The sequence below is a fragment of the Clostridium bowmanii genome (genome assembly GCF_018861315.1).
Taxonomy (GTDB): domain Bacteria; phylum Bacillota; class Clostridia; order Clostridiales; family Clostridiaceae; genus Clostridium_AD; species Clostridium_AD bowmanii.
In genome coordinates this window covers 1-802 of record NZ_JAHLDL010000108.1, presented here as the reverse complement: position 1 = coordinate 802, position 802 = coordinate 1, and the positions used below count along the sequence as shown (strand labels likewise).

The 802-nt window shown below is 29.9% G+C and carries 1 protein-coding gene and 1 pseudogene; both read left to right on the top strand.

All coding sequences use genetic code 11. From position 1 onward, the window contains the following. The first annotated feature begins 32 nt into the window (after positions 1-32). Entirely contained in the window at positions 33-437 is a 405-nt protein-coding gene (tnpA, locus tag KPL51_RS23085; protein WP_216166781.1) for an IS200/IS605 family transposase, read from the top strand. An 89-nt stretch (positions 438-526) separates the two neighbouring features. Continuing rightward, positions 527-802 (top strand): annotated as a pseudogene (locus KPL51_RS23080) (RNA-guided endonuclease TnpB family protein); the annotation flags it as partial.

Here is an 802-nt window from a genome sequence, read left to right as displayed (position 1 = left end):
AAAACATACACAAATAGTACTATAATAAATTCATGGAAAATAAATATAGGAGAACACAAACGACAGTAAGTTTAATCAACTATCATTTTGTATTTTGCCCAAGATATAGAAGAAAAATATTTTTAATACCTAAGGTAGAAGAGAGATTTAAACACTTGATCAAATTTATATGTGAGGAGATGGAGATTGAAATAATCGCCATAGAATGTGACAAGGACCATACTCATATGTTTTTAAATTGTCTGCCAATATTAAGTCCTGCGGATATAATGCGAAAGATAAAAGGAGTAACAAGCAGAGCATTAAGAGATGAATTTAAAGAGTTAAACAAGATGCCAAGTTTATGGACACGAAGTTATTTTGTTTCTACAGCAGGAAATGTAAGTAGTGAAACTATAAAAAAATATGTAGAAAATCAAAAGACAAGATATCTTTAAATTATCATCTTTGAAGCTGAAATATTAACGACTTTGGATGCAGACTTAAAGCCTCCAAACTGTTGTTAAAGGAAAGTGAGGTGAATATTGTGTCAAGTTATACTTTAACATTGAAATTAGGTACAGAGGATTTTCAAGAGGATATACTCAGTAAAAGATTGGAAATGGGGAGGGAAATTTATAATATTTGTTTAGCTGAGTTGTATAAGAGATACAACAATATGAGAGAGTCGAAGCAGTATAAAAAAATCAGTCAATTGCCAAAAGGGAAGGACAGAAATAAACAATTCAATGAACTGAATAATACATATGGTTTGATAGAGTATTCACTTCATGATTTTGTAAGACCTATTCAAAAACATTTC

Bases quoted from the DNA above. Each gene is read 5' to 3' on its own strand.
- tnpA (WP_216166781.1), top strand. From the start codon at position 33: ATGGAAAATAAATATAGGAGAACACAAACGACAGTAAGTTTAATCAAC.